At 31.7% G+C, this 25,837-nt stretch carries 24 protein-coding genes; 9 read left to right on the forward strand and 15 right to left on the reverse strand.

Annotated features, from left to right (window positions below):
• Positions 1-55: 55 nt before the first annotated feature.
• The 4 genes from menA to meaB all read right to left on the reverse strand — a co-directional run bounded on the left by menA (position 56) and on the right by meaB (position 3,965).
• On the reverse strand, positions 56-1,009 hold the full coding sequence (menA, locus tag ACIQ66_RS02350; protein ID WP_396211203.1) for a 1,4-dihydroxy-2-naphthoate octaprenyltransferase: 954 nt from the start codon (positions 1,007-1,009) through the stop codon (positions 56-58).
• A gap of 90 nt (positions 1,010-1,099) precedes the next feature.
• On the reverse strand, positions 1,100-1,939 hold the full coding sequence (locus tag ACIQ66_RS02355) for a 1,4-dihydroxy-2-naphthoyl-CoA synthase (RefSeq protein ID WP_396211204.1): 840 nt from the start codon (positions 1,937-1,939) through the stop codon (positions 1,100-1,102).
• A 26-nt stretch (positions 1,940-1,965) separates the two neighbouring features.
• Complete coding sequence (locus tag ACIQ66_RS02360; protein ID WP_396211205.1) at positions 1,966-2,811, reverse strand: S1 RNA-binding domain-containing protein; 846 nt, start codon at positions 2,809-2,811, stop codon at positions 1,966-1,968.
• A 74-nt stretch (positions 2,812-2,885) separates the two neighbouring features.
• Positions 2,886-3,965, reverse strand: a complete 1,080-nt coding sequence (gene meaB, locus ACIQ66_RS02365; RefSeq protein ID WP_396211206.1) for a methylmalonyl Co-A mutase-associated GTPase MeaB — start codon at positions 3,963-3,965, stop codon at positions 2,886-2,888.
• 133 nt (positions 3,966-4,098) lie between these two features.
• Between meaB and ACIQ66_RS02370 the strand changes: the two genes are divergently transcribed.
• Entirely contained in the window at positions 4,099-4,935 is an 837-nt protein-coding gene (locus ACIQ66_RS02370) for a GIN domain-containing protein (protein WP_396211207.1), read from the forward strand.
• 83 nt (positions 4,936-5,018) lie between these two features.
• On the opposite strand, the gene rho is transcribed toward ACIQ66_RS02370, so the two are convergent.
• Positions 5,019-6,761 (reverse strand): transcription termination factor Rho, encoded by a 1,743-nt coding sequence (gene rho / locus ACIQ66_RS02375; protein ID WP_396211208.1) that lies wholly within the window; start codon positions 6,759-6,761, stop codon positions 5,019-5,021.
• Between the two features lie 182 nt (positions 6,762-6,943).
• Between rho and ACIQ66_RS02380 the strand changes: the two genes are divergently transcribed.
• Positions 6,944-7,357 (forward strand): DUF4293 domain-containing protein, encoded by a 414-nt coding sequence (locus ACIQ66_RS02380; protein ID WP_396211209.1) that lies wholly within the window; start codon positions 6,944-6,946, stop codon positions 7,355-7,357.
• Between the two features lie 154 nt (positions 7,358-7,511).
• Here ACIQ66_RS02380 and ACIQ66_RS02385 read toward each other — a convergent pair whose 3' ends face one another.
• Both ACIQ66_RS02385 and ACIQ66_RS02390 read right to left on the reverse strand, forming a co-directional pair.
• On the reverse strand, positions 7,512-7,745 hold the full coding sequence (locus ACIQ66_RS02385; protein ID WP_396211210.1) for a hypothetical protein: 234 nt from the start codon (positions 7,743-7,745) through the stop codon (positions 7,512-7,514).
• A gap of 44 nt (positions 7,746-7,789) precedes the next feature.
• Positions 7,790-8,956, reverse strand: a complete 1,167-nt coding sequence (locus ACIQ66_RS02390) for a class I SAM-dependent RNA methyltransferase (RefSeq protein WP_396211211.1) — start codon at positions 8,954-8,956, stop codon at positions 7,790-7,792.
• A 116-nt stretch (positions 8,957-9,072) separates the two neighbouring features.
• On the opposite strand from ACIQ66_RS02390, the gene ACIQ66_RS02395 reads away from it, so the two are divergent.
• The 3 genes from ACIQ66_RS02395 to ACIQ66_RS02405 all read left to right on the forward strand — a co-directional run bounded on the left by ACIQ66_RS02395 (position 9,073) and on the right by ACIQ66_RS02405 (position 11,285).
• Positions 9,073-9,837: a class I SAM-dependent DNA methyltransferase gene (locus ACIQ66_RS02395; protein WP_396211212.1), complete on the forward strand. Its 765-nt coding sequence runs from the start codon at positions 9,073-9,075 to the stop codon at positions 9,835-9,837.
• Positions 9,838-9,885: 48 nt separating this feature from the next.
• On the forward strand, positions 9,886-10,584 hold the full coding sequence (locus ACIQ66_RS02400; RefSeq protein ID WP_396211226.1) for a ZIP family metal transporter: 699 nt from the start codon (positions 9,886-9,888) through the stop codon (positions 10,582-10,584).
• A 263-nt stretch (positions 10,585-10,847) separates the two neighbouring features.
• Positions 10,848-11,285 (forward strand): SET domain-containing protein-lysine N-methyltransferase, encoded by a 438-nt coding sequence (locus ACIQ66_RS02405; protein WP_396211213.1) that lies wholly within the window; start codon positions 10,848-10,850, stop codon positions 11,283-11,285.
• On the opposite strand, the gene menD is transcribed toward ACIQ66_RS02405, so the two are convergent.
• Positions 11,282-12,937 carry a 2-succinyl-5-enolpyruvyl-6-hydroxy-3-cyclohexene-1-carboxylic-acid synthase gene (gene menD, locus ACIQ66_RS02410; RefSeq protein ID WP_396211214.1) on the reverse strand — a complete coding sequence of 552 codons (1,656 nt, stop codon included), beginning with the start codon at positions 12,935-12,937 and terminating at the stop codon, positions 11,282-11,284. The two genes, ACIQ66_RS02405 and menD, sit on opposite strands and share 4 nt — an antisense overlap.
• 152 nt (positions 12,938-13,089) lie before the next feature.
• On the opposite strand from menD, the gene ACIQ66_RS02415 reads away from it, so the two are divergent.
• Positions 13,090-13,584, forward strand: a complete 495-nt coding sequence (locus tag ACIQ66_RS02415; protein WP_396211215.1) for a GNAT family N-acetyltransferase — start codon at positions 13,090-13,092, stop codon at positions 13,582-13,584.
• A gap of 52 nt (positions 13,585-13,636) precedes the next feature.
• Here the strand turns inward: ACIQ66_RS02415 and ACIQ66_RS02420 are convergent, their stop codons facing one another.
• Complete coding sequence (locus tag ACIQ66_RS02420) at positions 13,637-14,227, reverse strand: glutathione peroxidase (protein ID WP_396211216.1); 591 nt, start codon at positions 14,225-14,227, stop codon at positions 13,637-13,639.
• Between the two features lies 1 nt (position 14,228).
• On the reverse strand, positions 14,229-17,351 hold the full coding sequence (gene ccsA, locus ACIQ66_RS02425; RefSeq protein WP_396211217.1) for a cytochrome c biogenesis protein CcsA: 3,123 nt from the start codon (positions 17,349-17,351) through the stop codon (positions 14,229-14,231).
• A gap of 120 nt (positions 17,352-17,471) precedes the next feature.
• On the opposite strand from ccsA, the gene ACIQ66_RS02430 reads away from it, so the two are divergent.
• Positions 17,472-18,233 carry a Rossmann-like and DUF2520 domain-containing protein gene (locus ACIQ66_RS02430; RefSeq protein ID WP_396211218.1) on the forward strand — a complete coding sequence of 254 codons (762 nt, stop codon included), beginning with the start codon at positions 17,472-17,474 and terminating at the stop codon, positions 18,231-18,233.
• Positions 18,217-18,744, forward strand: coding sequence for a KdsC family phosphatase (locus ACIQ66_RS02435; RefSeq protein WP_396211219.1), 528 nt, complete (start codon positions 18,217-18,219; stop codon positions 18,742-18,744). The genes ACIQ66_RS02430 and ACIQ66_RS02435 overlap by 17 nt, the downstream gene beginning before the upstream one ends.
• On the opposite strand, the gene ACIQ66_RS02440 is transcribed toward ACIQ66_RS02435, so the two are convergent.
• The 3 genes from ACIQ66_RS02440 to ACIQ66_RS02450 all read right to left on the reverse strand — a co-directional run bounded on the left by ACIQ66_RS02440 (position 18,741) and on the right by ACIQ66_RS02450 (position 21,290).
• Entirely contained in the window at positions 18,741-20,027 is a 1,287-nt protein-coding gene (locus ACIQ66_RS02440; protein WP_396211227.1) for a cryptochrome/photolyase family protein, read from the reverse strand. The genes ACIQ66_RS02435 and ACIQ66_RS02440 overlap by 4 nt on opposite strands.
• Positions 20,028-20,119: 92 nt before the next feature.
• Positions 20,120-20,818 carry an SDR family NAD(P)-dependent oxidoreductase gene (locus ACIQ66_RS02445; RefSeq protein WP_396211220.1) on the reverse strand — a complete coding sequence of 233 codons (699 nt, stop codon included), beginning with the start codon at positions 20,816-20,818 and terminating at the stop codon, positions 20,120-20,122.
• Positions 20,819-20,822: 4 nt separating this feature from the next.
• On the reverse strand, positions 20,823-21,290 hold the full coding sequence (locus tag ACIQ66_RS02450) for a cell division inhibitor (RefSeq protein ID WP_396211221.1): 468 nt from the start codon (positions 21,288-21,290) through the stop codon (positions 20,823-20,825).
• Positions 21,291-21,423: 133 nt separating this feature from the next.
• Here ACIQ66_RS02450 and ACIQ66_RS02455 point away from each other — a divergent pair, with 133 nt between their 5' ends.
• Positions 21,424-22,269, forward strand: coding sequence for a DUF2911 domain-containing protein (locus ACIQ66_RS02455; RefSeq protein ID WP_396211222.1), 846 nt, complete (start codon positions 21,424-21,426; stop codon positions 22,267-22,269).
• A gap of 65 nt (positions 22,270-22,334) precedes the next feature.
• On the opposite strand, the gene ACIQ66_RS02460 is transcribed toward ACIQ66_RS02455, so the two are convergent.
• Both ACIQ66_RS02460 and ACIQ66_RS02465 read right to left on the reverse strand, forming a co-directional pair.
• Positions 22,335-24,029 (reverse strand): sodium:solute symporter, encoded by a 1,695-nt coding sequence (locus tag ACIQ66_RS02460; RefSeq protein ID WP_396211223.1) that lies wholly within the window; start codon positions 24,027-24,029, stop codon positions 22,335-22,337.
• A gap of 112 nt (positions 24,030-24,141) precedes the next feature.
• The coding region (locus tag ACIQ66_RS02465) for an LmbE family protein (protein WP_396211224.1) at positions 24,142-25,837 on the reverse strand (1,696 nt) is incomplete at its 5' end.

Consider the following 25,837-nt stretch of genomic DNA (forward strand, 5'->3'; position numbering starts at 1 on the left):
TTATGTTAGTTGTTTGGAGATAGATGTTGAATATTTTTGCCAACAACCTACATCTTTATTCTAAAATATTTTCGATTATATATAGTGCTATATCAGAAAAAAGGAAAATTAATCCGATAGAAAGCACCACACAGATAAAAAATGTTGAAAGTGCTAGTTTTTTTAATTCAGGGTCTAAAAGTCTTGGTTCGCTGTTTTTGTAAACTCGTTTAAGATGCGCAACAAGTGGAAAATAGAAAGGCAAGAAGAAATATTGGTCGAAATTGAAAACTCCGTCTCGCATATCGTTAATAAATGCAAAAACAACAAATAAAATCATTGCAGAACATATTAGAAAATAGTGGTATTTCTTTGCCCAATCTGCACCAAATTTGACAACTAATGTATTTTTGTTAGATTTAGCATCAGATGCTTCATCACGCATATTGTTGAGATTTAGAACACCCACACTTAAAAATCCAACTGCTGTTGCTGGTAAAAACAATAACCAATCGACTTCTTTGGTGAACATGAAATAGATTCCGAATGTACTAATGAGTCCGAAGAAAACGAAAACAAAAACATCGCCCAAACCTCTGTATCCATAAGGATTTTTACCAACCGTATAACGAATTGCAGAAGCGATTGCTAATATTCCCAAAACAAAGAAAATGATGGAATAGAGAAAATATTTTCCTTTGAAAGAAGCATAAATAAGTAACATTGCCGAAACTAATGTCAAAAACGCCGTTACAAAAATAGCATAGCGCATAGTTCCTGGTGAAATTGTGCCGCTTTGAATAGCGCGTTTTGGTCCTACTCTATCATCGTTATCAGTTCCGTTGACGCCATCGCCGTAATCATTGGCAAAATTGGAAAGAATTTGTAAACCTAGCGTAGTGGAAAGTGCTAAAATCACAATTTTCCAGTTAAAATGACCTTGCGACATGGCATAAAAACATCCTACCAATATTCCAGAAACAGATAAGGGTAAGGTTCTAACTCGGGCGGCTTCTATCCAGTGTTTCATATTTTTTTTGGTTTTAGGTTTTTGGTAATTGGTTTTAGGCTGTGAGTTTTACTATTTCCTAAACCCAACAACCTAATTCCTATTACCTATTTATGGCAACCATTTTTTTTTAAAATCGGGTTTTCTTTTTTCTAAGAAAGCGTTTCTTCCTTCTTTGGCTTCGTCTGTCATGTAGGCTAATCTTGTGGCTTCACCTGCAAATACTTGTTGTCCAACCATTCCATCATCGGTTAAATTCATAGCGAATTTAAGCATTTTTATAGATGTTGGTGATTTTGCCAAAATTTCTTGTGCCCATTCGTAGGCTGTTGCTTCTAATTCATCATGCGGAATTACGGCGTTTACCATTCCCATATCAAAAGCTTCTTGTGCAGAATAATTTCTACCTAAGAAGAAAATTTCTCTAGCTTTCTTTTGTCCCACCATTTTAGCTAAATAAGCTGAACCATAACCGCCATCAAAACTGGTAACATCAGCGTCGGTTTGCTTGAAAATAGCATGTTCTTTACTTGCCAATGTCAAATCGCAAACAACGTGCAAACTATGTCCGCCACCAACTGCCCAACCTGGCACAACTGCAATTACAGCTTTTGGCATAAAACGAATTAGACGTTGTACATCTAAAATATTTAATCTATGATAACCGTCTTCGCCAACATAACCTTGATGACCGCGCGCTTTTTGGTCGCCACCACTACAAAATGACCAAATACCATCTTTAGAACTTGGTCCTTCGGCAGAAAGCAAAACAACTCCAATAGATGTATCTTCTTGTGCATCGTGAAAAGCTTGTAATAATTCTGAAGTTGTTTTTGGTCGAAATGCATTGCGAACATCTGGTCTGTTGAATGCTATTCGGGCAACACCATTACATTTTTTATAGGTTATATCTTCAAACTCTTTGACAGTTTTCCAATTTATTGAACTCATATTTATTTTTCTATAAAATTAAAAAATTATTCTTTAACCAAATAAATTCCGTCATCTTTAATTTCGATTAATTTGTCTTTATATAAAGACCCAATTGCTTTTTTGAATGTTTTTTTACTCATTTTCAAAACCGTTTTAATGTCTTCTGGATGTGAATTGTCGTTTAATCTTAAGAAACCTCTACTTGCACGGAGTTCATCTACTATTTTCTCAGCATTTGGTTCAACATTTTCGTAACCTTGCTTTTGCAAGGAAACATCAATTTTTCCGTCAGGACGAATATTTTTGATATATCCTACTGCTCTGTCACCTGTTCTGATGGATTCATCATAAACCTCATCTTTGTAGAGTAATCCTTTGTGTTTTTCGTTGATAATTACATTTATACCAAGTTCAGTGATATGAGAAACTATTAAATCAACTTCTTCACCTTTTTCAACTGTGATATTTTCATTACTTAAAAATTGATTGGTCTTACTTGAAGCGACCAAACGATTTGTTTTTTCATCTACATAAAGATATACCAAATAACGTTTCCCTTTTTCCATTGGGCGAGCTTGTTCTTTGAACGGAACTAGAATATCTTTTTCCATTCCCCAATCCATAAAAGCACCTACTTGGTTTATGTAGTTTACTCGCAAAAGAGCAAATTCATTTACTAAAATATAAGGTTGAAGTGTTGTCGCCACTGGCCGTTCTTCATGGTCAAGATAAACAAAAACTATTATTTCTTCACCAATTTCAAAAACTTTTGGGACATATTTATTGGGTAAAAGAATATCATCTTTATCGTCGGTTGTGTTTCCTAAAAACAAACCAACTTTGGTATCTCTTAAAATTGTAAGTGTATTGTATTTTCCTATTTCGAGCATAATATTTCTTATCTAATCATGCAAAGGTACAAAGATTTGCGGGTTTTATGGTTGAAAGTTTTTAGTTCTAACTTTTATTGAAAATAGGTATTTAACAATCTTGTAGCAGCATCAAAAGGAGAAATTTCATTTTCTTGAACCGCTTTTTTGTTGTATTCAATCAGTTTAGCAATTTTAGGATGATTGTAAAAATGATTTTTCAGGTTTTCGTTTATGGTTTCAAACATCCAATATTGATTTTGATCTTGGCGTTTTTTACCGAAATAATGATTCTCTTTTGTTAGTTTCAAATAATCTTCAATAATTTGCCATACGTTTTCAATTCCTTCTTTGGTAACGGCACTACAAGTCGAAACTACAGGTTGCCAATTAGAATTTTTAACGGGAAATAAATGCAAAGCACGATTGAATTCGACTTTAGCTAAATTTGCTTTTTTGATATTATCGCCATCAGCTTTGTTAATAATTATAGCATCAGCCATTTCCATAATACCGCGTTTTATACCTTGTAATTCATCGCCAGCACCAGAAATTTTTAATAACAAAAAGAAATCAACCATACTGTGAACGGCCGTTTCGCTCTGTCCTACACCAACAGTTTCAATTATGATTACATCAAATCCGCAGGCTTCGCACAAAATTATGGTTTCTCTCGTTTTTCTAGCTACGCCACCTAATGTTTCGCCTGATGCACTTGGTCTTATATAAGCATTTTCGTTTTTTACCAATTCTTCCATTCGGGTTTTATCACCTAAAATACTTCCGTGAGAAATGGTACTACTTGGGTCAATAGCTAAAACGGCAACTTTTTTTCCAATACTAGTTAGAAATGTTCCAAAAGCTTCTATAAATGTGCTTTTTCCAACGCCCGGAACACCCGTTATTCCGATACGAATGGATTTATTTGCGTAAGGTAAACAACCATTAATAACTTCGTTGGCTTGCTCAAAATGACTTGTATTGGTGCTTTCGATTAATGTAATAGCACGACTTAAAGCTACTTTATCTTTTTTAACAATTCTAGTAATCAACTCTTTTGAAGATGGTTTTATTTTACGAAAATTTTGAATAGTCACAACAGACGATGTGCTGATATTTTCAGGTTGTGCAATGCCATCTTTTTCGTTGAGTGCCGATTGTTGCTTTGAGTTCATGAATTTAAATCGTCTATTTTGTAAAATTACAATTATTTTTCAAAATGAAACTAAAAAAAATAAAACACCTATTTAACATAGACTTTAAAATCAGTAAATTATTAAGTATCTTTGCCAATAAATTGATTATAAAATGAAAAAAACAGTACTACTTATTGCTCTTATAATTTCTACAACACTAGTATTTTCGCAAAAAAATGAAAAGCTGAAAGGCTCTAAAATAGTTACTCTAGAACAAAAAGAAATTGAAGATTTTGATGCCATTGAAATTTCAGATGATATTGAAGTTTTTTTGGTAAAAGGTGATAAATGCAGTCTTGAAATTGAAGCCGATGACAACATTCATGATGCGATGGGAATAAGCGTTGATGGAACAACTTTGCGATTAATGCGCGTTAAAAAAGTATCGAGCTACAAAAAATTTAGTGTTCGTATCAATTATTCCGAAAATTTAAAATTTGTTTTTGGTAAAAATAATTCTAAGATTACAGCTATTGCAGATATTAGTTTGGCTGATATAAAATTTAAATTAACCGATCAAAGCCAATTTTTTGGCAATATCAAATCAAAAGTTTTTAGTATTGATGCAACTGATAAGTCAAAAGCAGAGCTAAATATCAAAACCGAAAAAAGTTCACTTACTTTTAGCAAAAATGCTAACTTAAAAGCGTTAATATCTTCAAATGAATTGATTATTGATATGTACCAAAAAGCGGAAGGAATTATTGAAGGCGATGCTGTAGATTTCAAACTACGATTAGACAACAATTCTGTCGTTGAAGCAAAAAAACTAACTGCTCAAAATGTTACTTTAGCAATGGAAGGCTACACTAGAACAAATGTAAATGCAATTAATACAATTAGTATAGAAGCATCTGGAAAAGCAGAAATTCAGTTATTTGGTGATCAAAAAATAGAAATGAAACGATTTGTTGATAATGCAACATTGTACAAAAAACCAACAAAATAGTTTTTTAAAATTTCATTAAAATAAAAATTCCAAATACTAATAGTGACTATTGGTATTTGGAATTTTTTATTTGAAATTTAAACTTAGTCGTTCATCGAAATCAAAAACTCGTCGTTGTTTCTTGTCTTCTTAATTTTATCACTTATAGTATCCATTGCTTCTACTGGGTTCATATCGGCTAGGTATTTTCTTAAAATCCACATCAATTGTAATGTTTTTGGATCTAACAATAAATCATCACGTCTTGTACTTGACGAAGTTAAATCGATAGCAGGGAAAATTCTACGATTCGCAATTTTTCTATCCAGTTGTAACTCCATATTTCCAGTTCCTTTGAATTCCTCAAAGATAACCTCATCCATTTTAGAACCTGTTTCGGTCAAAGCTGTTGCGATGATACTCAACGAACCACCGTTTTCAACATTACGAGCAGCTCCAAAGAAACGTTTTGGTTTTTGTAACGCATTAGCATCAACACCACCACTCAATACTTTTCCAGAAGCTGGTTGAACTGTATTATAAGCACGCGCTAATCTGGTAATTGAGTCTAATAGAATTACAACATCGTGACCACATTCTACCAAGCGTTTTGCTTTTTCTAAAACAATATTTGCAATTTTCACGTGTTCTTGTGGTTCTTTGTCAAAAGTGGAAGCGATAACTTCACCTCGAACACTGCGTTGCATATCGGTAACCTCTTCAGGACGTTCATCTATCAAAAGCACAATCAAATAAACTTCTGGATGATTAGCAGCAATGGCATTAGCAATGTCTTTTAGCAACATTGTTTTACCAGTTTTAGGTTGCGCCACAATCATACCACGCTGTCCTTTTCCTATTGGAGAAAATAAATCGATAATTCTTGTTGAAACCGAACTTCCTCTTTCGGCAATTTTGAATTTTTCTGTTGGAAAAACGGGTGTCAAATGTTCAAATGAAACTCTATCTCTAACAACCTGCGGATCATGACCATTTATTTTTAAAACTCTTACCAATGGAAAAAACTTCTCACCTTCTTTTGGCGGACGAACTACACCTTTAACGGTGTCCCCAGTTTTTAAACCAAATAATCTAATTTGAGAAGTTGATAAATAAATATCATCTGGCGAAGCTAAATAATTATAATCTGAAGAACGCAAGAAACCATAACCATCAGGCATCATTTCGAGAACGCCTTCACTTTCTATAATTCCGTCAAACTCAAAATCGGAATCTCTAAAATTATTTTTCTTATTTTTGAAATTCGGATTTTGATTACCGTTCCCATTTCCGTTTTGATTTGGGTTTTGGTTAGGATTTTTATTTTGATTCGGATTGATTTTCTTTTCTATGAAAGTATTTTCTTTTCCTTCTTTACTTTCTAATGGTGAAGCTACTTCGTCGTTTACCGTTTCGGTAGTTTCAGCTACTACTTGTTCCTCTGTATTTTGATTTGCTTTTTTAGCAATTTTTTTCTCATAATCAGCTTTTTTGAATTTTGCCAACTTCTTTTCAAAAGGTTTTGAAACAACTTCTTTTTGTTCTAAAATTACTTCTTTATCTTTTTCAACTAAAATTTCTGGTTCAGAAAATAAAGTTACCGATGCTTCTTTTGGTTGAATAGTATTTTTATCCGAGGTAATCCTAGCGCGTTTTTGCTTATTTTCAAAAAATTTTTCAGATGATTTTGGAGCTTCTGTCGGTTCATCCAAAGAGTTTTGAGCAGTAAGAATCATATCGATTAATGCTTCTTTTTTTATGCCAGTATATTTAATGGTTTTAGCTAATTTAGCAATGTCTTGAAGCTCAGTAAGCTTCATTCCTTTTAATGCAGAAATGTCAAACATAAATGTTTATATAATTTTAAATTTTTCTTGAGAAATTGAATAAGTAGTGAAATTTGTGATTTTTGGAATCGTCGTAAAATGAAGTATTTACCGATTTATACTGCAATACTACAAATAAAATTTCAATTTGCAATAGTATTTCTAAAAAAGAAAATATATTTTTGCGTAACAAAATTTAACAAATGATTCAAAGAATACAAACTATTTACTTAATTTTAGCATTTGTAGCCACTGGTGTGTTGCCATTTGTTTTTAGTTTATGGACATTAGACACCAAAGTAGCGTATTATTTTATGCAAAATCAAGTGTATTTGGTACTTTTTGCTGTGAGCACCGTTTTATCGGCTGTGAGTATTGTAAGTTATAAAAAGAGACAAAATCAATTTGTAATGGGCAGATTGAATATCATATTAAATTTAATTTTATTAGGATTATTTGTATATCGTTCGCTAAATTTATCTGGAGAAACTCCTGCAGTTTCGGAGAAAGGTATTGGGATGTTTCTACCTATTGTTGCTATCGTGTTATTGGTTTTGTCCAATAAAGCCATCAAAAAGGATGAAGAGCTCGTAAAATCTGTTGATCGATTGAGGTAAACCTATAAACTTAGTTTATTAGTGCGAAGAAAAGTCCGAAATGAAAGTTTCGGATTTTTTTTTAGGGTTTTCAGATTATTATTAAACCATAAAATAATAGCTAAAGGCTATTTACCAGAAACTTTTTGATAAAACATCAAACTATTTAGCCTTGCTAATTCACTTCTTTTATTCCTTTAACAAAAATCCATTTTACAAATAGTTTTTCTCCGTCTTTGGTGGCAACTGCTTGAAATTTTGGAGCCAAAACTGTTCCAATAATAAAAGCCACTAACGGAATCCATAAATCTTTTAAAGTTGTAAAAGAGGCCACTGCAAATCGAACTGCAAAAAATATAATAGCAAATCCTATAAGATTATAAACGAGTGCTTTTGTTTTTTTTGACATTTTTTTTAAAAGTTGATTATTGTTGATGGTTTCTACAAAAACTACTAATTGCCTTCTTGAACTTGAAACTTTGTTCTTTTGCTACCTTCGTACATTTCGTATTTGACTAATCTGGCTTCTAAACTTCCGTTGAAGAGTTTTATTTTTCTGGAAGGTTTTAGTCCTACAAATTTTAATGCTTCAAGGTTGGCTGTTATAAACCAAGCGTTGGTTCCTGGATAATTTTGTTTCATCGTATCACCCATTTCTCGATAAAAACGCTCTAAATCTATATCCAAACGTTCTCCATATGGCGGATTGAAAACCATGTGCAATGGGCCAACGGTTTCTTTTTTGGTGTCAAAGAAATTTTGTTGTTCAATTGTTACGTAATCATCAAGATTAGCATTTTTTATATTATCTTTTGCCTTGCTAACAGCACTTGGCGCTTTGTCATATCCTTTTATAGTATAATGAAACTCTTTTACTTTTTTCAAAAGACTTTCTACAATTTGGTCAAACAAATCATTATCCCAATCGTTCCATTTTTCAAAAGCAAATTCTTTTCGGTTGATATTCGCTGGAATATTACAAGCAACCATAGCTGCTTCTGCCAAAATTGTTCCCGAACCACACATTGGATCTAGAAAATCAGAGTTTCCGTCCCAACCAGAAAGCAAAACCATTCCAGCTGCCAAAACTTCATTTATAGGTGCAATGTTGGTTGCTGTTCGATAACCTCGATGATGCAAAGAAGCGCCCGAAGTATCAAGTGACACCGAAACTTGGTCTCTATCAATGTGGATATTAATGCGTAAATCTGGATAATCTTTATCTACACTTGGTCGTTGTCCGGTTCGATCTCTAAATTGATCTACAATCGCATCTTTTGCTTTTTGCGAAACAAATTGTGAATGTTTGAAATAATCTGAATGTATCGTGGTGTCAATTACAAATGTTTGATTGGCGTTTAGGTATTTACTCCAATCCATACTTTGAATTCCTTTATATAAATTCAAATCGTTTGTTGCCCTGAAATGGTAAATCGGTTTAAGAATTTTTAAAGCGGTACGCAGTGACAAATTAGCTTTGTACATAAAACCTTTATCGCCTTTAAAACTTACGGCACGCGTTCCTATTTCAACATTTTGAGCACCTAAAAGTTGTAGTTCTTTAGCAAGTATTTCTTCAAAACCAAAAAAGGTCTTGGCAATCATTTTAAAATTTTCCATTTTTCAATATCATAATTCAATTGTAATATCAAAAATCAATATCAATCACAATGTTGGGTAACTTCTGCAAAAATACACTAAATTTGCACGTTAGAAATTGTAATGCAAAAGAATTAATGTCAAATTTTCAAAATAATAAATCCCAAATCGTAAATCCTAAATCTGAAAACTGGTTTGCTTCTTGGTTTGATACACCCTATTATCACATTCTTTACAAAGAAAGAAATTATAGAGAAGCGCAGCTTTTTATGGACAACCTAACGCTTTATCTAAACTTGCCAGAGCATGCAAAAGTATTAGATTTAGCTTGCGGAAAAGGGCGACATTCCATCTATTTGAACCAATTAGGATATGAAGTTTTAGGAGTTGATTTGTCTGAAAATAGTATTGCAGAGGCCTCCAAAAACACTAATGACACTTTGCATTTTCAGGTGCATGATATGCGTGAACCTTTAGAAGCAAAATTTGATGCTATTTTCAATCTATTTACCAGTTTTGGTTATTTTGAAAACGAAACTGATCACTTGAAAACATTAATTTCTATTAAAGAAAATCTTTCTGAATATGGTTTTGCAGTTATTGATTTTATGAATGTAAATAATGTGTTGGAGAATTTAATTCCAGAAGAAACCAAGTCTGTTGAAGATATCGATTTTCATATAAAACGCTATCATATTGATGGATATATTTACAAAGAAATTAGCTTTACCGATAATGGCGAAAATTTTAATTTTATTGAAAAAGTTAGGGCTTTCACTTTAGAAGATTTCACAAGAATGATGGACGAAGCAGGCATTTTTTTACTAGATACTTTTGGCGATTATAAGCTGAAAAAGTTCTTGAAAAAAGATAGCGAGCGCTTGATAATGATTTTTAAATAGTCGGGGGTTGGAAGTTTGAATTTTTTTAAAATTAATACTATGAATTATATTATATATCTGTTTCCACTTTTTGCGGTGCTCTTAGGTTATTTTATTGCTGCTTTTTTTCATCCTAAGAGCAAGAAAAATCTAAAGCTACTTTTGGCTTTTAGTGGTGCTTTTTTGCTTTCGCTAACAGTGATGCATTTGTTGCCTGAAGTTTATGAAGCCGACATGCACAGTCACGAAGGTCACGACCATGAGCAAGGAACCATTGGAATATTTATTATGATTGGAATAGTGTTTCAAATTATATTAGAATATTTTTCAAAAGGTGCCGAACATGGGCATGTTCACGGTCATGAAACAATGCATCATATTCCGTGGTTGTTGTTTTTTAGCTTGTGTTTGCATGCACTTTTAGAAGGAATGCCTATTAGCAATCATAATCATTTGGCTTACGGAATTGCGGTGCATCATTTTCCAATTGCTATAATCTTGACCTCTTTTTTCAAAAATGCAAAATTAGATAAAAAAGCTATTTTATTCTTTATGTTCATCTTTGCATTGATGACGCCACTTGGAACATTTGCTGCTGTAAACCTTACATTTTTAGCTAACTACTACGTTCAAATTTCTGGAATTGTAATTGGGATTTTATTTCATATTTCTTCCACAATTATCTTTGAAAGCAGCGAGGGACATAAATTTAATTTGGCAAAAATTAGCGTTATTGTTTTAGGGATAATTTTGGCATATTTTATGTAATAAAAAAAGTGCTCAACTTATCGAACGCTTTTGTTTTCTGTATATTGTCTTGTCCTGAAATAGCGAAACACAAAAAGTATCCTTATAAAAAAACATTAAGAATGTCACTATGTAAAACGCACACAAAAAGATTACACAATGTCTTTTAAATTAGCAGCACAAATAGCCATTAAAAAGTATCATTATATGTAATTATTAAAAAAAATTAAGAATTATAATCTCAAATAACTATTCCTTACTTTTGGAGAATAGAAAATAAAAAAATGCACCATTCAAAATTAATTATCGATCAAAATGAAATTGATGCAGAAGAAACCGATTATTTATATTTCAAGACTTCACAGCTTTCAAATTCAGGAAATGGATTGTTTACTGCAATTGCTATTTATAAAGACGAAATAATTTCAATTTTCAAAGGTGAAATTTTATCTGAAAATGAAGCTAAAATTAGAGTTGCAAATAAAGAGGATAACTATTTTATGAATCTTCTAAACGGAACCATTTTGGATTGTAAGAACACCGATTGTTTTGCCAAATATGCTAATGATGCAAAAGGTTTTTCAAAATCAGATTTTAAGAATAATGCCAAAATAACTTTGGATGAAAACGGAAATATTTGCCTTATTGCCATTAAAAAAATAAAATCAGGCGAAGAAATTTTCTGTGATTATGGAAAACGATATTGGAAAAGACATTCTTAAACCAACTCCTTAAAATACTGCAACAAAACCTTATCATTTTCCAATGTTGGTGTAAAAACTTCTAATAAAAATGGTTTTTCGTTTTGCTTGAACATTGCTTCCAAACTATTCTCTAAAGTGATTTTATTACTTGCAGTTAGATATTCAAATCCGTACATTTTGGCTAAATGTTCTGCAGTTAAACAATGAGAAGTTTCAAAAAATGTATTGAAAACTGGCGTTTCATCATGACCTGGTAAAATTCTAAAAATTCCACCGCCACCGTTATTAATCAAAATGATTTTGAAGTTTTTTGGGATGTAATTATTCCACAACGCATTGCTGTCGTATAAAAATCCAATATCTCCAGCTATCAAAACTGTTGGCTTTTGGTTTGCGACTGCTGCTCCAATTGCTGTTGAAGTGCTTCCATCAATTCCGCTTGTGCCACGATTGCAAAAAACTTCAATCGTATTATCAATACTTACCAGTTGAGCATAACGAATGGGTGAACTATTGCTAATTTGCAAATGAGTGTTTGATGCTAATTTTGGCAAAATAATATCAAATGCTTTTAAATCGGTAAACGGAATTTTATCAATATATTCAATGTGTTTTCGCGCTCTTAAAGTTCTAATTTTTAATAATTTTTCTTGATAATCACTTTCAATTTTGATAGTTTTTGAAAAGAAACTTTCAAAGAATTCATTTGGTGAAACTTCAAAATGTTTAGTCAAACATCCATAAGTATCATAAGCTCTTAATTTGTCAACGTGCCAATGTTGTTTGGGTTGGTATTTTCTCAAAAATGTTTTGATTCTTTTAGAAACAATCATTCCGCCAAAAGTCAACAAAATATCTGGTTGAAATTCTAGAAAATCTTCGATCGTAAATGGCGTTATTATCGTATCAATATTGGTTATAAAATTTGGATGATGCACATTTGATGTAACTTCCGTCATTACTACAACCGAATTATCATTTCCTAAAGTATCAAGAAACTTTTGCTCTACAGCATTTGGATGCAAACCACCAATCAAAACCAATTTCTTTTTTGACAAATTCCAATTAGTTGCTAAATAATCAAGGTTCTCTAATTCATTATTTACTATTTCATTTGAGATGATTTTAGGCTCAACCAAAAGTGATTCTACTTTTTCATACAACGGTTCTTCAAATGGCGCATTGATATGCACTGGTCCTTTTTTGGCGAAAGCCGTATTGATAGCTTCATTGATTAAAAAATCATTTTCATCGGAAGGAAATTCATCCAAATTAGCATTAAATAACGAATGATTGGCAAATACATTTTCTTGACGAATGGTTTGTCCATCTCCAATATCGATTTTGTTTTTTGGTCTATCAGCCGAAACTACTATAAGTGGAATTTCGCTATAAAAAGCCTCTGAAAATGCCGGATAATAATTCAATAATGCTGAACCTGAAGTACAAACAACCGCCACGGGTTTATTGATTTGTTGGGCAATTCCGAGTGCAAAAAAAGCAGCACAACGCTCATCAGCAATGCTATAACAAATAAAATTGGGATTATTTACAAATCCAATTGTTAAAGGCGCATTTCGTGAACCTGGAGATATTACAATATGTTGGATTCCTTTGGCACGAAAAATTTCGATTATAGATTGTGCTAAAGGTATTTTAGGGTATTTCATTTGTATGTTTATAAATTCAAAACTTTAGTAATTAATCTCTAAAATTTCAATTACAAAAGTACAAAGTTATTTAGTGTAGAAAAATTAAACCATTAAGAAAGTTAAGTTAATTAAGTTATTTCTCAATGCTAAAAAAATAGTATTTTTGAAACATGGAAATCAAAATAAGACCCTATCGAACGGAAGATATTCAAGCTATTTTGGATATTATCAATTATACTATTCTAAATTCAACTGCATTGTATGATTATGAACCTCGAAGTTTGGAAAACCAAATTACCATTTTTGATGGTAAACTCAAAAAGGGATTTCCGATAATCGTTGCGATTGAAAACGACGTTGTAGTTGGTTTTGGCTATTATAGCGAATTCCGATTTAGAGAAGCCTATAAATTTACCGTTGAACATTCGATTTATGCTCATCCAAATCATATTGGAAAAGGAATTGGCAAAATGATTATGGAAAACTTACTCCATTTAGCAAAAGATCAAAAACTCCACACCATGATTGGCGTAATCGATTCAGAAAACCAAAGTAGTATTGATTTTCATGAGAAATTTGGTTTTGAAATCGTTGGAACTATTAAAGATTCTGGATTCAAATTTGACCGATGGTTGCATAGTGTTTTTATGCAGAAGATGATTTAGATTAACGAATGTAGAATAAAAAAGTTTGATTTTTGAAGCATCAAAATACGAATTACTTTTTCTCAATCCAACTCACAATTTCATTATCTGTTGGTAAAACTCTTGGGGAAACTACTTTATCCAATTCACCTTTATCGTTGATTAGGTATTTTTGGAAATTCCATTCTACGTCGCTGTCTTGCAATCCGTTTTTAGATTTTTGAGTTAGAAATTTATAAACTTCACACATATCGTTTCCTTTCACAGAAACTTTGCTCATCATTGGAAAGGTAACACCGTAATTTTTTTGACAAAAAGCACCAATTTCTTCATTTGTTCCTGGCTCTTGAGACATAAAGTTGTTTGCTGGGAAACCAACTATTACAAAATTTTGATTTTTATACTTTTCGTAAATTGATTCTAAATCTTTGTATTGTGGAGTCAATCCGCATTTGGAAGCTGTATTCACAACTAGAATTTTCTTGCCTTTTAGTGTTGCAAAATCAAATTCTTTTCCTTCCAAATCTTGTACTTTAAATTGGTAAATGTTTTGCTTTTCCATAGTTTCTGTTTTAGAAGTTACTGCTGTTGATGCTTGATTCTGAGCTTGGTTTTTGCATGATAAAAAAACAAAAACGACTAGTAATAGAATTATTTTTTTCATTTTATTTTAGTACTTTTTTATTTTTTATATACGATACTATTCCCAAAATTACAACAAATGCGACTGAATAATAAATAAATGTTGGTGTTACAACTTTATCTCCACTTGCATAGGAATGCAATCCAGTTAGGTAAAAATTCACTCCAAAATAAGTCATCATTATTGAATAGAAAGCAAAAATACTCATTAAATTAAAAATCCATTTACCACGAAGTGATGGTACAAATCGAGCGTGAATTACAAATGCATAAACCATAATACTGATTAAGGCCCAAGTTTCTTTTGGATCCCAACCCCAATATCTTCCCCATGATTCATTTGCCCATTGTCCGCCAAGGAAATTTCCAATTGTTAGCATAACTAATCCAATAGTTAATGCCATTTCGTTGATATAAGTGATTTCTTTAATGTGCAAATCCATTTTGACTTTGTTTTTTTGGTTGGTAAAAAGCATCAAAATCAAGGAAACCGTTCCCAAAACCATTCCTAATGTAAATGGTCCGTAACTTGCTACGATTACCGCAACGTGAATCATTAACCAATACGAATTAAGAACAGGTTGCAAATTGGCAATAGATGGATCCATCCAATTCCAGTGTGCAATCATTAATATCATAGAAGCTACAAATGTTCCTGAAGCTACAGTTAATTTTGATTTTATATCAAATGCTAACGTAAAAAACATGGTTGCCCAAGCTACATAAATCATACTTTCATAAGCATCACTCCAAGGCGCGTGACCTGAAATATACCAACGAGCAATTAATCCGAGTGTATGAATAATAAAAAAGATTCCTATTAGAATATGAAATCCATTTATAGTGTATTTCAAAATTTTTGAATTTGAAAAAATATTAACAATTGTTAGCAAAAGCATCAAGGTTCCTGCCATCATGTACATCCAAAACAAGTTTTTGAAAACGTCGTACTTGTTATACATGACTTCATAATTGATTTTTTTATCGGATGGACGAACGGCGCTTCCGTATTTCTTTTGGTAATTTTCCATTCCGACTAAAAACGTGTTTGCCATGGTGTAATCGTCTTTTTGAGAAGCTTTTAACAAGGCATCTAGATAAATTGGCAAAGCAGATTTGATAGTATCTAATGAGGTTCCTGTTGTATGAGAAATATCCATATAAGAGAACCATTTGTTATTTTTATCATTTGGAACTGGAAAGATCTTCAAAATAGTTCCACTTAATGCCGAATTTAGAAGATTTACCTTCTTATCTGCTTCGATAAAATCTTTTTCAAAATTACTTGGTACGGCTGCTTTGTAGGCTGCATCTAAAAATGGTGACAGTTTATAATTTCCTTTATCATCAAAAAAGTCTTTAAAAGCAACCAATTTTTGTCCGTTAGGAATTCCTAAAATTTTATGAATACTGTCGTTTTCTTTTTTTAGATAAATCAATGGCACTTGAAACCAAGCTTGCGGAAACTGCGTCATCGATATAAAAGATTGGTCAGCATTTAATCCTTCATAAGAATCACTTTTACTCACTTTTCGCAATAATTCTGATGAAAACGTATTGATAGGTTTCATTCTACCATTTTGATCTTGAATAACCAATCGCCCAAATTGATCAGCGTGTTTTTCGGAAACTTTGTATTTTTTTATGGAATCTAAATAATTAATTTTAGTAGTTGGATTTGGGTGATTTTGACTAAATCCAAACAATGAAAAGAACAACAAAAAGATAGTCAATAACTTCTCTTTCTTCTGTTTTACATCTTCCAATTTTCTTTTTAAATCGGCAAAACGAGAATGTTTAGTAAACAAAATAGCCATCATAGCAAAAAACAACATAAAATAACCGCAATAAGTAACAAAAGTTCCCCAATAATCATGGTTTACAGAAAGAACAGTTCCTTTTTCATCAGGATCGAAGGAAGCTTGAAAAAAACGAAACCCTTTATGGTCTAAAATATTATTCATGTAGATATGTGCGTCAAAATTTTCTTTGCCATCAACTACCGTAACTTTACTTTCGTAAGAAGAATAACTTTTCTCGGTTCCAGGATATTTCTTAGCAATAAAATCGTTCAACTTTATGTTAAATGGCAAGGTATAAACTTTACTTCCGTAGTAAAAAGTGAATTCTAATTTACCTAATTTAAATGTTTGAGGCGAACCTTGTTGTCCTTTTGAACCTAATAAAGTAATGTCTTTTTCTTTTCCTTCAACAGTTACTTTTAAAGTTAAAGCATCTTCTCCTTTTTTGTTTTTAAAATTTCCACTTGATTTATAATCTTTCACACCTTTTATTGGCTGATCTGGAAATACAAACTGCGCATTACCCATATTATAAAGCGAACGATACATCAACTCTTGTTCTTTATCTTTTTCAACTTTTCCTTGAAGCTTATCTGCCATTCGCATAAAATTTCCTTCAAAAGGCGAAAGAATAGTTGTTTTTTCTCCAGTTGTATTAATGTTTATAGCGCCTTGTGTTTCTTTATTTAAGGCAAATAACGTATTATGAATATTTTGAACTTCACCATCTTTTAGATAATGTTCATGTCGTTCTCCACCACCCGATTCAACCATTTTTAGATACATAATACCTTTTGCATCTGGTTTAATGGTTTCTTTGGCATCTATAACGAAATTTTTATATTCAATTTCAAATGGCGTTTCGTCAAACTTAGAATCGATAGAAAATTTGTTGTTTGTAACTGGTGAAAGTAATAATGGTTCTTCAAAAACTCGGCGTTTCATTTCTCCTTTATACTTACCATCAACAAAAACAGTTAGGTAGTTTTTATCAGAATATAATTGATTAGAAGTTTCGCCTTCTCTAATTGGCATCATTCCTTCATAACTTACATAGCGTGTGATTGCTGCTCCTACTATTATAAAAATGAATGATAAATGCAGTAAAAGTGTTGCCCATTTTTCTTTTTTAAGCAATTGGTAACGAAAAATATTTCCCAAAAAATTGATTAAGAAAAAAACATGAATAGCTTCAAACCACTTTGTATTGTAAACTAAAATTCTTGCAGTATCGGTATTATAGTCGTTTTCAATGAATGTTCCTACTGCCATAGCTATTGCATAACCTATGAATAGAACAGCCATTAAGCGAGTTGAAAAAAGTATCGATTTTATTTTTTCCATGATAGTTTGAAATGATTTTTTTTTTTGGAAACACAAAAGTAAAGTAAAAATGTGGATTTATTTATTATTAAGCATTTGATTTAAGTGTTTTTTAAGAGATGTTTTTATTATTTTTACCAAATGATAAAAGTAGTAATAATAGGTTCTGGAAATGTTGGGCAACATCTTATCAAGGCTTTTGCCAAAAGTGGAGCTGTGACTGTAATTCAGGCTTATGCTAGAAACAAAAGCAACCTTACTCACCTACTCGATTCTAAACAAATCACAAATGATTTTTCTAAGCTAAAAGAAGCCGATTTGTACATTATTTCTGTTTCTGATGAAGCCATAAATGAAGTTTCAAAGCAAATTATTTTTTCAAATAAATTAGTCGCACATACTTCGGGAAGTGTTGCTATGAATGAACTTAGCGATTTCAATAGAAAAGCAGTTTTTTACCCGTTACAAACATTGTCTAAGAAAAAAGAAGTGGATTTTAAACAAGTGCCTTTATGCTTAGAAGCGGAAAACGAATCTGATTTAAAAATTTTAAATGAACTTGCTACAAGCGTTTCTGACAAAGTCTTTGAAATTGATTCTGACCAAAGAAAATCATTGCATGTCGCAGCTGTTTTTGTTTCCAATTTTGTAAATCATTTGTACAAACTTGGAAGCGATATTTGTCTTGAACAAAAAGTTCCATTCGAGATTTTGAAGCCTCTTATACTCGAAACTGCAAAAAAAGTGGAACTTCTGTTGCCAGATGATGCACAAACTGGCCCTGCAAAACGAAATGATACCGCAACATTAAATAAACATTTAGTAATTCTAACCGATGAAAATCAGAAAGAAATTTATAAATTGCTAACCAAATCTATAATTGACCATGGCAAAAAGTTATAAAGAAATTATGAATCACATCACCACTTTTATTTTTGATATAGATGGTGTTTTGACTGATGGAACTGTTCACGTTTCTCCAACTGGTGAAATGCTTCGCGAAATGCATATTCGTGATGGGTTTGCTATGAAAGCAGCTCTCGAAAGCGGTTATAATGTCTGCATAATTTCTGGTGGAAGCAACGAAGGTGTTCGCATTAGACTAAGAAACTTAGGCATAACCGATATTCATTTAGGCACACCTGACAAAGTTGAAACTTTCAAAGAATACACCGAATTATACAACATAAAACCATCAACTATTTTATACATGGGCGATGATATTCCTGATTTTCATGTGATGCAATTAGTAGGCTTACCAACTTGTCCACAAGATGCAAGTCCTGAAATCAAAGAAATTTCAAATTATATTTCACATAAAAATGGTGGAAAAGGTGCTGTTCGTGACGTTATCGAACAAGTGATGAAAGTACAAGGAAAATGGCATTTGTATTATAATGGTAAGCATGATTAACCTACAGCTACTTTATAAACTCTCAAACACTTTTCTCTAGCTTCTTTGTGATCTACAATTGGTTTTGGATACTCAAAAGTTTCCAATTCTGGAATCCATTTTTTGATGTATTTTAAGTCTTTATCAAACTTTTTTATCTGCTCAGTTGGATTAAAAATCCTGAAATACGGAGCTGCATCTACCCCACTGCCTGCTGCCCACTGCCAATTACCTATATTACTTGCTTGCTCATAATCTAAAAGTTTTGTAGCAAAATACGTTTCGCCCCAACGCCAATCAATCAATAAATGTTTGCATAAAAAACTGGCTACAATCATTCGAACTCTATTGTGCATGTGACCTGTTGCATTAAGTTCACGCATTCCAGCATCTACAAAAGGATAACCTGTTTTTCCTTCACACCATTTTTTAAATAAATCTTCATTATTTTCCCATTTTATTTCATCATATTTTGGTCTAAAACAAGATTTACTTGTGTGTGGAAAATGCCATAAAATTTGCATAAAAAATTCTCTCCAAATCAATTCTTTCAAAAAAGTTTCGTTTTTACTTTCTAATGCTTTTGCCACAATTTTTCTAATGGAAACTCCTCCAAATCTTAAATAAATTCCCAAATAAGAAGTTTTGTTTAGAGCTGGAAAATTTCGTGTTGCTTCGTAATTATCAATCAAATTTGAAGAAACATCAAATGGTGAAACTTGAATTGACGATTTTTCAAATCCTATTTGTAATAAACTTAAAAACGGATAAGAATGAGCGCTAATTTTATCCAATAAATCTTCAGAACTATAATGAACTAAATGTATTTTTTTAAAATTTTCTTTCCATTTATTTGAATACGGTGTATAAACTACATAAGGAGTTCCATCGCCTTTTACCACTTCGCTTTTTTCAAAAAGAACTTGATCTTTGCTGGTTTTGAATTCAATTGAATGTCCTTTAAAAAGGTAAAATAACTCTAAATCTCTTTTTCTAGCATAAGGTTCATAATCGTGATTGGTATAAACTTTATTTATTTTATTTTCAGTAATTAATTTGGTAAAAATATCAAAAGGTTTTCCGTGAAAAACAGCTAATGATTTTCCTTTTTTTCCCAATTCAAATTGAATAGTTGAAAGTTGTTGGTGAATGAAAGTTACTCGAGCATCATTTTTTGGCAATTGTGATAAAATCGAATCATCAAAAATAAAAATAGGCAAAACATCTTCTCCACCATTCAAAGCATGAAAAAGCCCAACATTATCATCTATTCTTAAATCTCTTCTAAACCAAAAAATATTCATACTAAATTCAATGTCAATATCAAAAATCAAATTCAAAATTCAATTTTTAAATTGTTACTTTAGATTGCAATTGATTTTTGCAATTGTTATTGTTATTGATTAACCAACAATGTTGACATTCCGCCATCAACATGAAAAACTTGCCCTGAAATCCAACTGCTTTTTGAACTTAATAAAAAACTAGCTATTTGTGCCATATCGTCTGAAGTTCCTACTCGTTTTAGCGGATGTCTTTCTGCTGATTTTTCTCTTTTTACATCATTATTCAAAAACTTGTCTGCCAAGGGTGTATCGGTTAATGAAGGCGCAATTACATTCACTCTAATTTTAGGAGCATATTCAGCGGCTAATGCTTTTGCAAATCCTTCAATTGCTCCTTTGGCTGCGGCCACCGATGTATGAAAAGGCATACCCATGCTTGCTGCAACTGAGCTAAATAATACAATACTCGATTGATTAGAAGCTACTAAATTGGGTAAAATAGATTGAATCACTTTGACCAAACTAATAAAATTAATTTGTAAATCTTGTTCAAATACTTCTAGCTTCAAGCCTTTGAAAGGTCGCAAATTTATACTTCCTGGGCAATAAACTAATCCATCTATTGCTTCAGGCAATTTTGACATATCCAAAGTATCTGTTGTAGCATCAAACTGAATATGAGTAACGTTCATATCAGCAATATTTTCATATGTTCTTGAAGCTATAAAAACCTTATTTTCATATTGAAGCTCTTTAGCAATTGCTAATCCAATTCCGTAGGAACCGCCAATTAATAGTATATTTTTCATATTTTTAACCTTTAAATTCTCCAAAAAGTTCGATAAGTTTTTTTCTTCTAAACTCAAAAATTTCATTCAATTTTGGCTTAACCAAAAACGGATGTACCAATTGACCAATAATTCCCATCGGAACTTTATAGTCAACAATATCTTCCATTTCAACACCGCCAGCAATTTCTTTTAGAAAATGTTTGTGATGCCATAAATCGTAAGGTCCAAAACGTTGTTCATCAACAAAATATTTTTTATCTTTTACATGCGTGATTTCGGTAACCCATTTCATCGGAATTCCCAAAACAGGAGTTACTATATATTGAATAATTTGCCCAGGAAACATTTCCCTATCATCTCCTGAAAGTGTTTTAAAACCCATGTATTCTGGAGTAATTACCTTCAAATTCTTAGGATTTGACAAAAATTCCCAAGCTTCGTCTAGAGAAATTGGTAAATTCTGTTTACTATGTAATGTGTATATTTTCATTTTATTTTTATGTAAAAGTACAAATTGTTTAATAATATTTTAAATATGTTAAACAAAATATTTTCAATTTAAGTTTAAATTAACATTTGAAGAAAATACAATTCGTAATTTTGAAACAATAAAACTTATAACTATGAAAAAAATTATCTATTTATTTGCTTTTGTAATAGCAAATTTCGCAATTGAAGCACAAGTAAAAACACCTCAAGCAAGCCCTAAATCTGTTCTTACACAAGTAGTTGGGCTAACCGATGTGACAGTTGAATATTCTAGACCAAGTGCAAAAGGAAGAACTGTATTTGGCAATTTAGTTCCATTTGGAGAACTGTGGAGAACTGGTGCAAATGCTAATTCTACAGTTTCATTTAGTGAAGATGTAATTATTAATGGTACAACACTAAAGAAAGGAAAATACGCTATTTTCACAATTCCAAAAGCAGACATGTGGGAAGTTGATTTTTATGTAACCAATGATAATTGGGGTTTACCAGAAAATTGGGATGAAAAAGATGTGGCAGCAAGAACAAATGTTAATCCAATTGCTTTAGGAAACAATGTAGAAACATTTACTATGGCAATAAACAACATAACTAATGATAGTGCAACACTTGACATTTCTTGGGAAAAAACGATGGTTTCAATAAAATTTGAAGTTCCAACACAAAAAACTGCTTTAGCTAGTATTGACAAAGTATTAGCAGGTCCAACGGCTGGCGATTATTTTTCATCTGCTCAATATTTTTATCAATCTAATGGCGACTTAAACAAGGCATTGACTTATATCAACAAAGCATTAGAATTGAACAAAGACAAACCTTTTTGGTACAACCGTTTAAAATCTTTAATTCAAGCGAAATTAGGTGATAAAAAAGGTGCAATTGAAACTGCAAAATTATCGTTAGTAGCGGCTACAGAAGCTAAAAACAATGATTATGTAAAAATGAATAATGACAGCATCGCTGAATGGAGTAAAAAGTAATTTTTTACTTAAAATAGAATTCCACAAATGAGAAACTAAACTTTCTTGTTTGTGGTATTTTTATTTTAAAGAGTTACTTCTTTATTTCTGAAAATAAAAAATTGAAAAATAATTGACAAAATCAACGTTAGCATTGCCCCAATAAAATTCAACCAAAGAAAGCTTACAATGTCTAAATAATAGATGTAAAAAATAGTAAATTGACTAATTGTAGCTCCAAAAAAAATGGCATTTGCTTTTACATATTTTACATAAAATCCAACCAAGAAAATTCCCAAAACGGTTCCGTAAAATATGGAACCAACAATATTTACTAATTGAATAAGATTTTCAAATAAGGTTCCAAAGCACGCAAAAAGAATAGCAATAATTCCCCAAAGCAAAGTAAAATATTTGGTTGCATTTACATAATGCTTTTCCGATTTTTCGCCTTTTACATTTCTTTTGTATAAATCAACAGCTGTTGTGGCTGCCAATGCATTTAAACCAGAAGCTGTTGATGACATTGCTGCCGAAAGTATTACAGCTAATAACAAACCTATTAATCCTTGTGGCAAATAATTTAGAATAAAATGAATAAAAACATAATCCTTATCATTGGTTTCGGCTTTTTCATCGGCTTTAGAAATTATCTCGCGTGCTTCATCTCGTAATTCATTTTCTTTATTGGAAATACCGACCAATTCTTTTCTCAAAATTGGATTGTCATAATTTTGATTTAAATGGTCAATATAAATCAAATTGATTTCTTTCTTTTCTTCAGAAAGTTTCACCAACTTTTTCTCTAAAACTTCATATTCTGTTTTGTATTTTGATTTATTGATTGCAATTTTATTATTCGGATTAAAGTTTAATGGAACAGGGTTAAATTGAAAAAAAACAAAAACCATTACGCCTGTAAGCAAGATAAAAAACTGCATAGGAACTTTCAAAAATCCATTCATAATCAATCCCATCTGACTTTCCTTTACAGATTTTCCAGAAAGATAACGACCAACTTGCGATTGATCGGTTCCAAAATAAGAAAGCATCAAGAAAAATCCACCTGTAATTCCACTCCAAAAAGTATACCTGCTTTCAGGATCAAAAGAAAAATCGAGAATATTCATTTTATCGTTAGCACCTGCTATATGCAAGGCATTACTAAAAGTCATATCGTTGGGCAACAAATGCAAAATCAAGAAAAAAGTGATAAACATTCCGGACATGATGACAAACATTTGCTGTTTTTGTGTAACATTTACCGCTTTTGTTCCCCCTGAAAAGGTATAAATAATTACCAAAATTCCAATAACAACAATCATCAAAGTCAAATTCCAACCTAATAATGTTGAAAGAATAATAGCCGGTGCATAAATTGTCAATCCCGTTCCTAATCCTCTTTGAATTAGAAATAAAATTGAAGCCAATGAACGCGTTTTTAAGTCAAATCTCTGTTCAAGATATTCATAAGCCGTGTAAACCTTTAATCGATGGTAAATTGGGATAAAAGTGAAACAAATGACAACCATTGCTATCGGCAAACCAAAATAGAATTGCACAAATCCCATTCCGTCATGATAGGCTTGCCCTGGTGTTGATAAAAATGTAATCGCACTAGCTTGAGTCGCCATAACAGAAATACCAACGGTAAACCAATTGGTTTCTTTGTTTCCTAGAATGTAATCTTGTACATTTTTACTACCTTTTGTTTTATAAACACCATAAAAAACAATAAAAAGTAACGTTGCCGAAAGTATTATCCAATCAAGTTGTTGCATAAGTTAAGAGAATATTTGCATTAAAATAAAAAAGATAATGATGTAAAGGCCATTCATTACCAACAACCAAGTGTAACTATTTTTCCAACGGTATTTTTTTGGTGTTTCCATACTATTTTCCTATCGAAATCATATTTGCCATTAATCTATAAGCTCCAATTACGCCTTCTGGCAATTCTCTGAAGAAACTCAAACCTGTATAAATATAATTTCCTTTTCCGTATTTGGCTACCAAAATTGCTCCATCTTTAGGCTTTTCACCTTTATCATTGGCAGATAAAATTGCAGTGAAATTTTTATCCCATTCGTTCGGATAATACAAACCTTGCTCTTGTTTCCAACCATTAAAATCGCTTTCCGTTATTTTGTTTGGATAATTCAAAATTGGATGTTCAGGTGCTAAAAATCGAACTTCTGCATTTTCTTCGGTTACTCTATCACGTGAAATTTTTAACAAGTAAGGTGCAATTGTTGGAGTTACCAAATCATCAAGTGTATTGTATTGCACTATCATGGTTTTTCCATTTTTGACAAAATCTAATAAAATAGATTGTTTAAATGCCAATTCGGAAACAGTATTGTAGGCACGAATTCCGGTCATAACCACATCAAAATTTAGCAGTCTTGTTGCCGAAATTTCTTCTGGTTTGATGATTTCGACTTCGTAACCCATTTGTTTTAAACTTTTAGGAACTTCATCACCAGCGCCCATGATATAAGCGATTTTTTCATTTTTAATTTTAATATCAACTTTAAATGCTTTTGCTTCAGATGGTTTTAGAACAATTTGCTTGTAAATATGTGAATAATTTATTTCAATTTTTTCATTATCAAAAACCTGATTATCAACCGTTATTTTGCTTTTAATTACAATTTCACTAGCTTCTTTTGATGGTGAGACGCTAAAAACGGCCAATTGTTCTTCGTCTTTTTTGGTTAACTTAAAAGGAATTTCTTTTGGCGAAACCGACCAATTAGCTGGGATCTCTAACTCAATCTTACCATTTACATTTTCTTTTCCAGCTTTTATTTTAACTGTCACCGTTTGCGATTTTGAAGAATTAAAAACATAAACTTTTTCAGTAATTGCAGAAGTTACTGCCGGAATAACATCAAGCGGTTGGTAAACTTCTCCTTTTACATCGTCATTGTATTTGTAAACAATATAGCGTTCAAAAGGAATCGTAACACCATTAATTTCGATTTCAAAAGCAACTTTCGCTTGACGTAATACATCTGGAATTCCAATATTTTGCTGTTCGTCCACACGATACATGCCTACCATTCCTTTTTCTTTTAGCCAATATGGTGAAGTATAATTCACATTATCAGGAACTTCTAAAGTTAAACTATTATTATATAGAGTATTATTTTTTAAATCAATTGAAATAAAGTCTTCCTCATTTTCAGGAAAAGAGTTTGTAGATTTCCATTTCATTGGCACCGAACTTCTATTGATAGCTTCCAATTTTACTTTGATAGAATTTCCAGTAGTAACACTTTGACTTTCGGCAACAGCTTCTAAATACAAACCTGAACAAGCAGCAATAATCTTTTTGATTTCTTCGGTTTTAACCGTTTTCCAATGTTGATTGTCTAATTTTTGAATCAAATTATACGCTTTTACTAACTCTTGAATACTCGCTGATGGATTTTTAAAATCAAAATTTTTCTCCACTGCATTTAAGATTTCACCAATTGCATTTCCGCCATTTACTCGGTTCCATGATGTGTCAATTCCTTCAAAAAGATTGGTTTTGTCTGTTATATTTTCGCCTTTTAAAAGCTCTAAATATTCGTCTTCTTCT

The organism is Flavobacterium sp., assembly GCF_044377315.1.
GTDB lineage: Bacteria > Bacteroidota > Bacteroidia > Flavobacteriales > Flavobacteriaceae > Flavobacterium.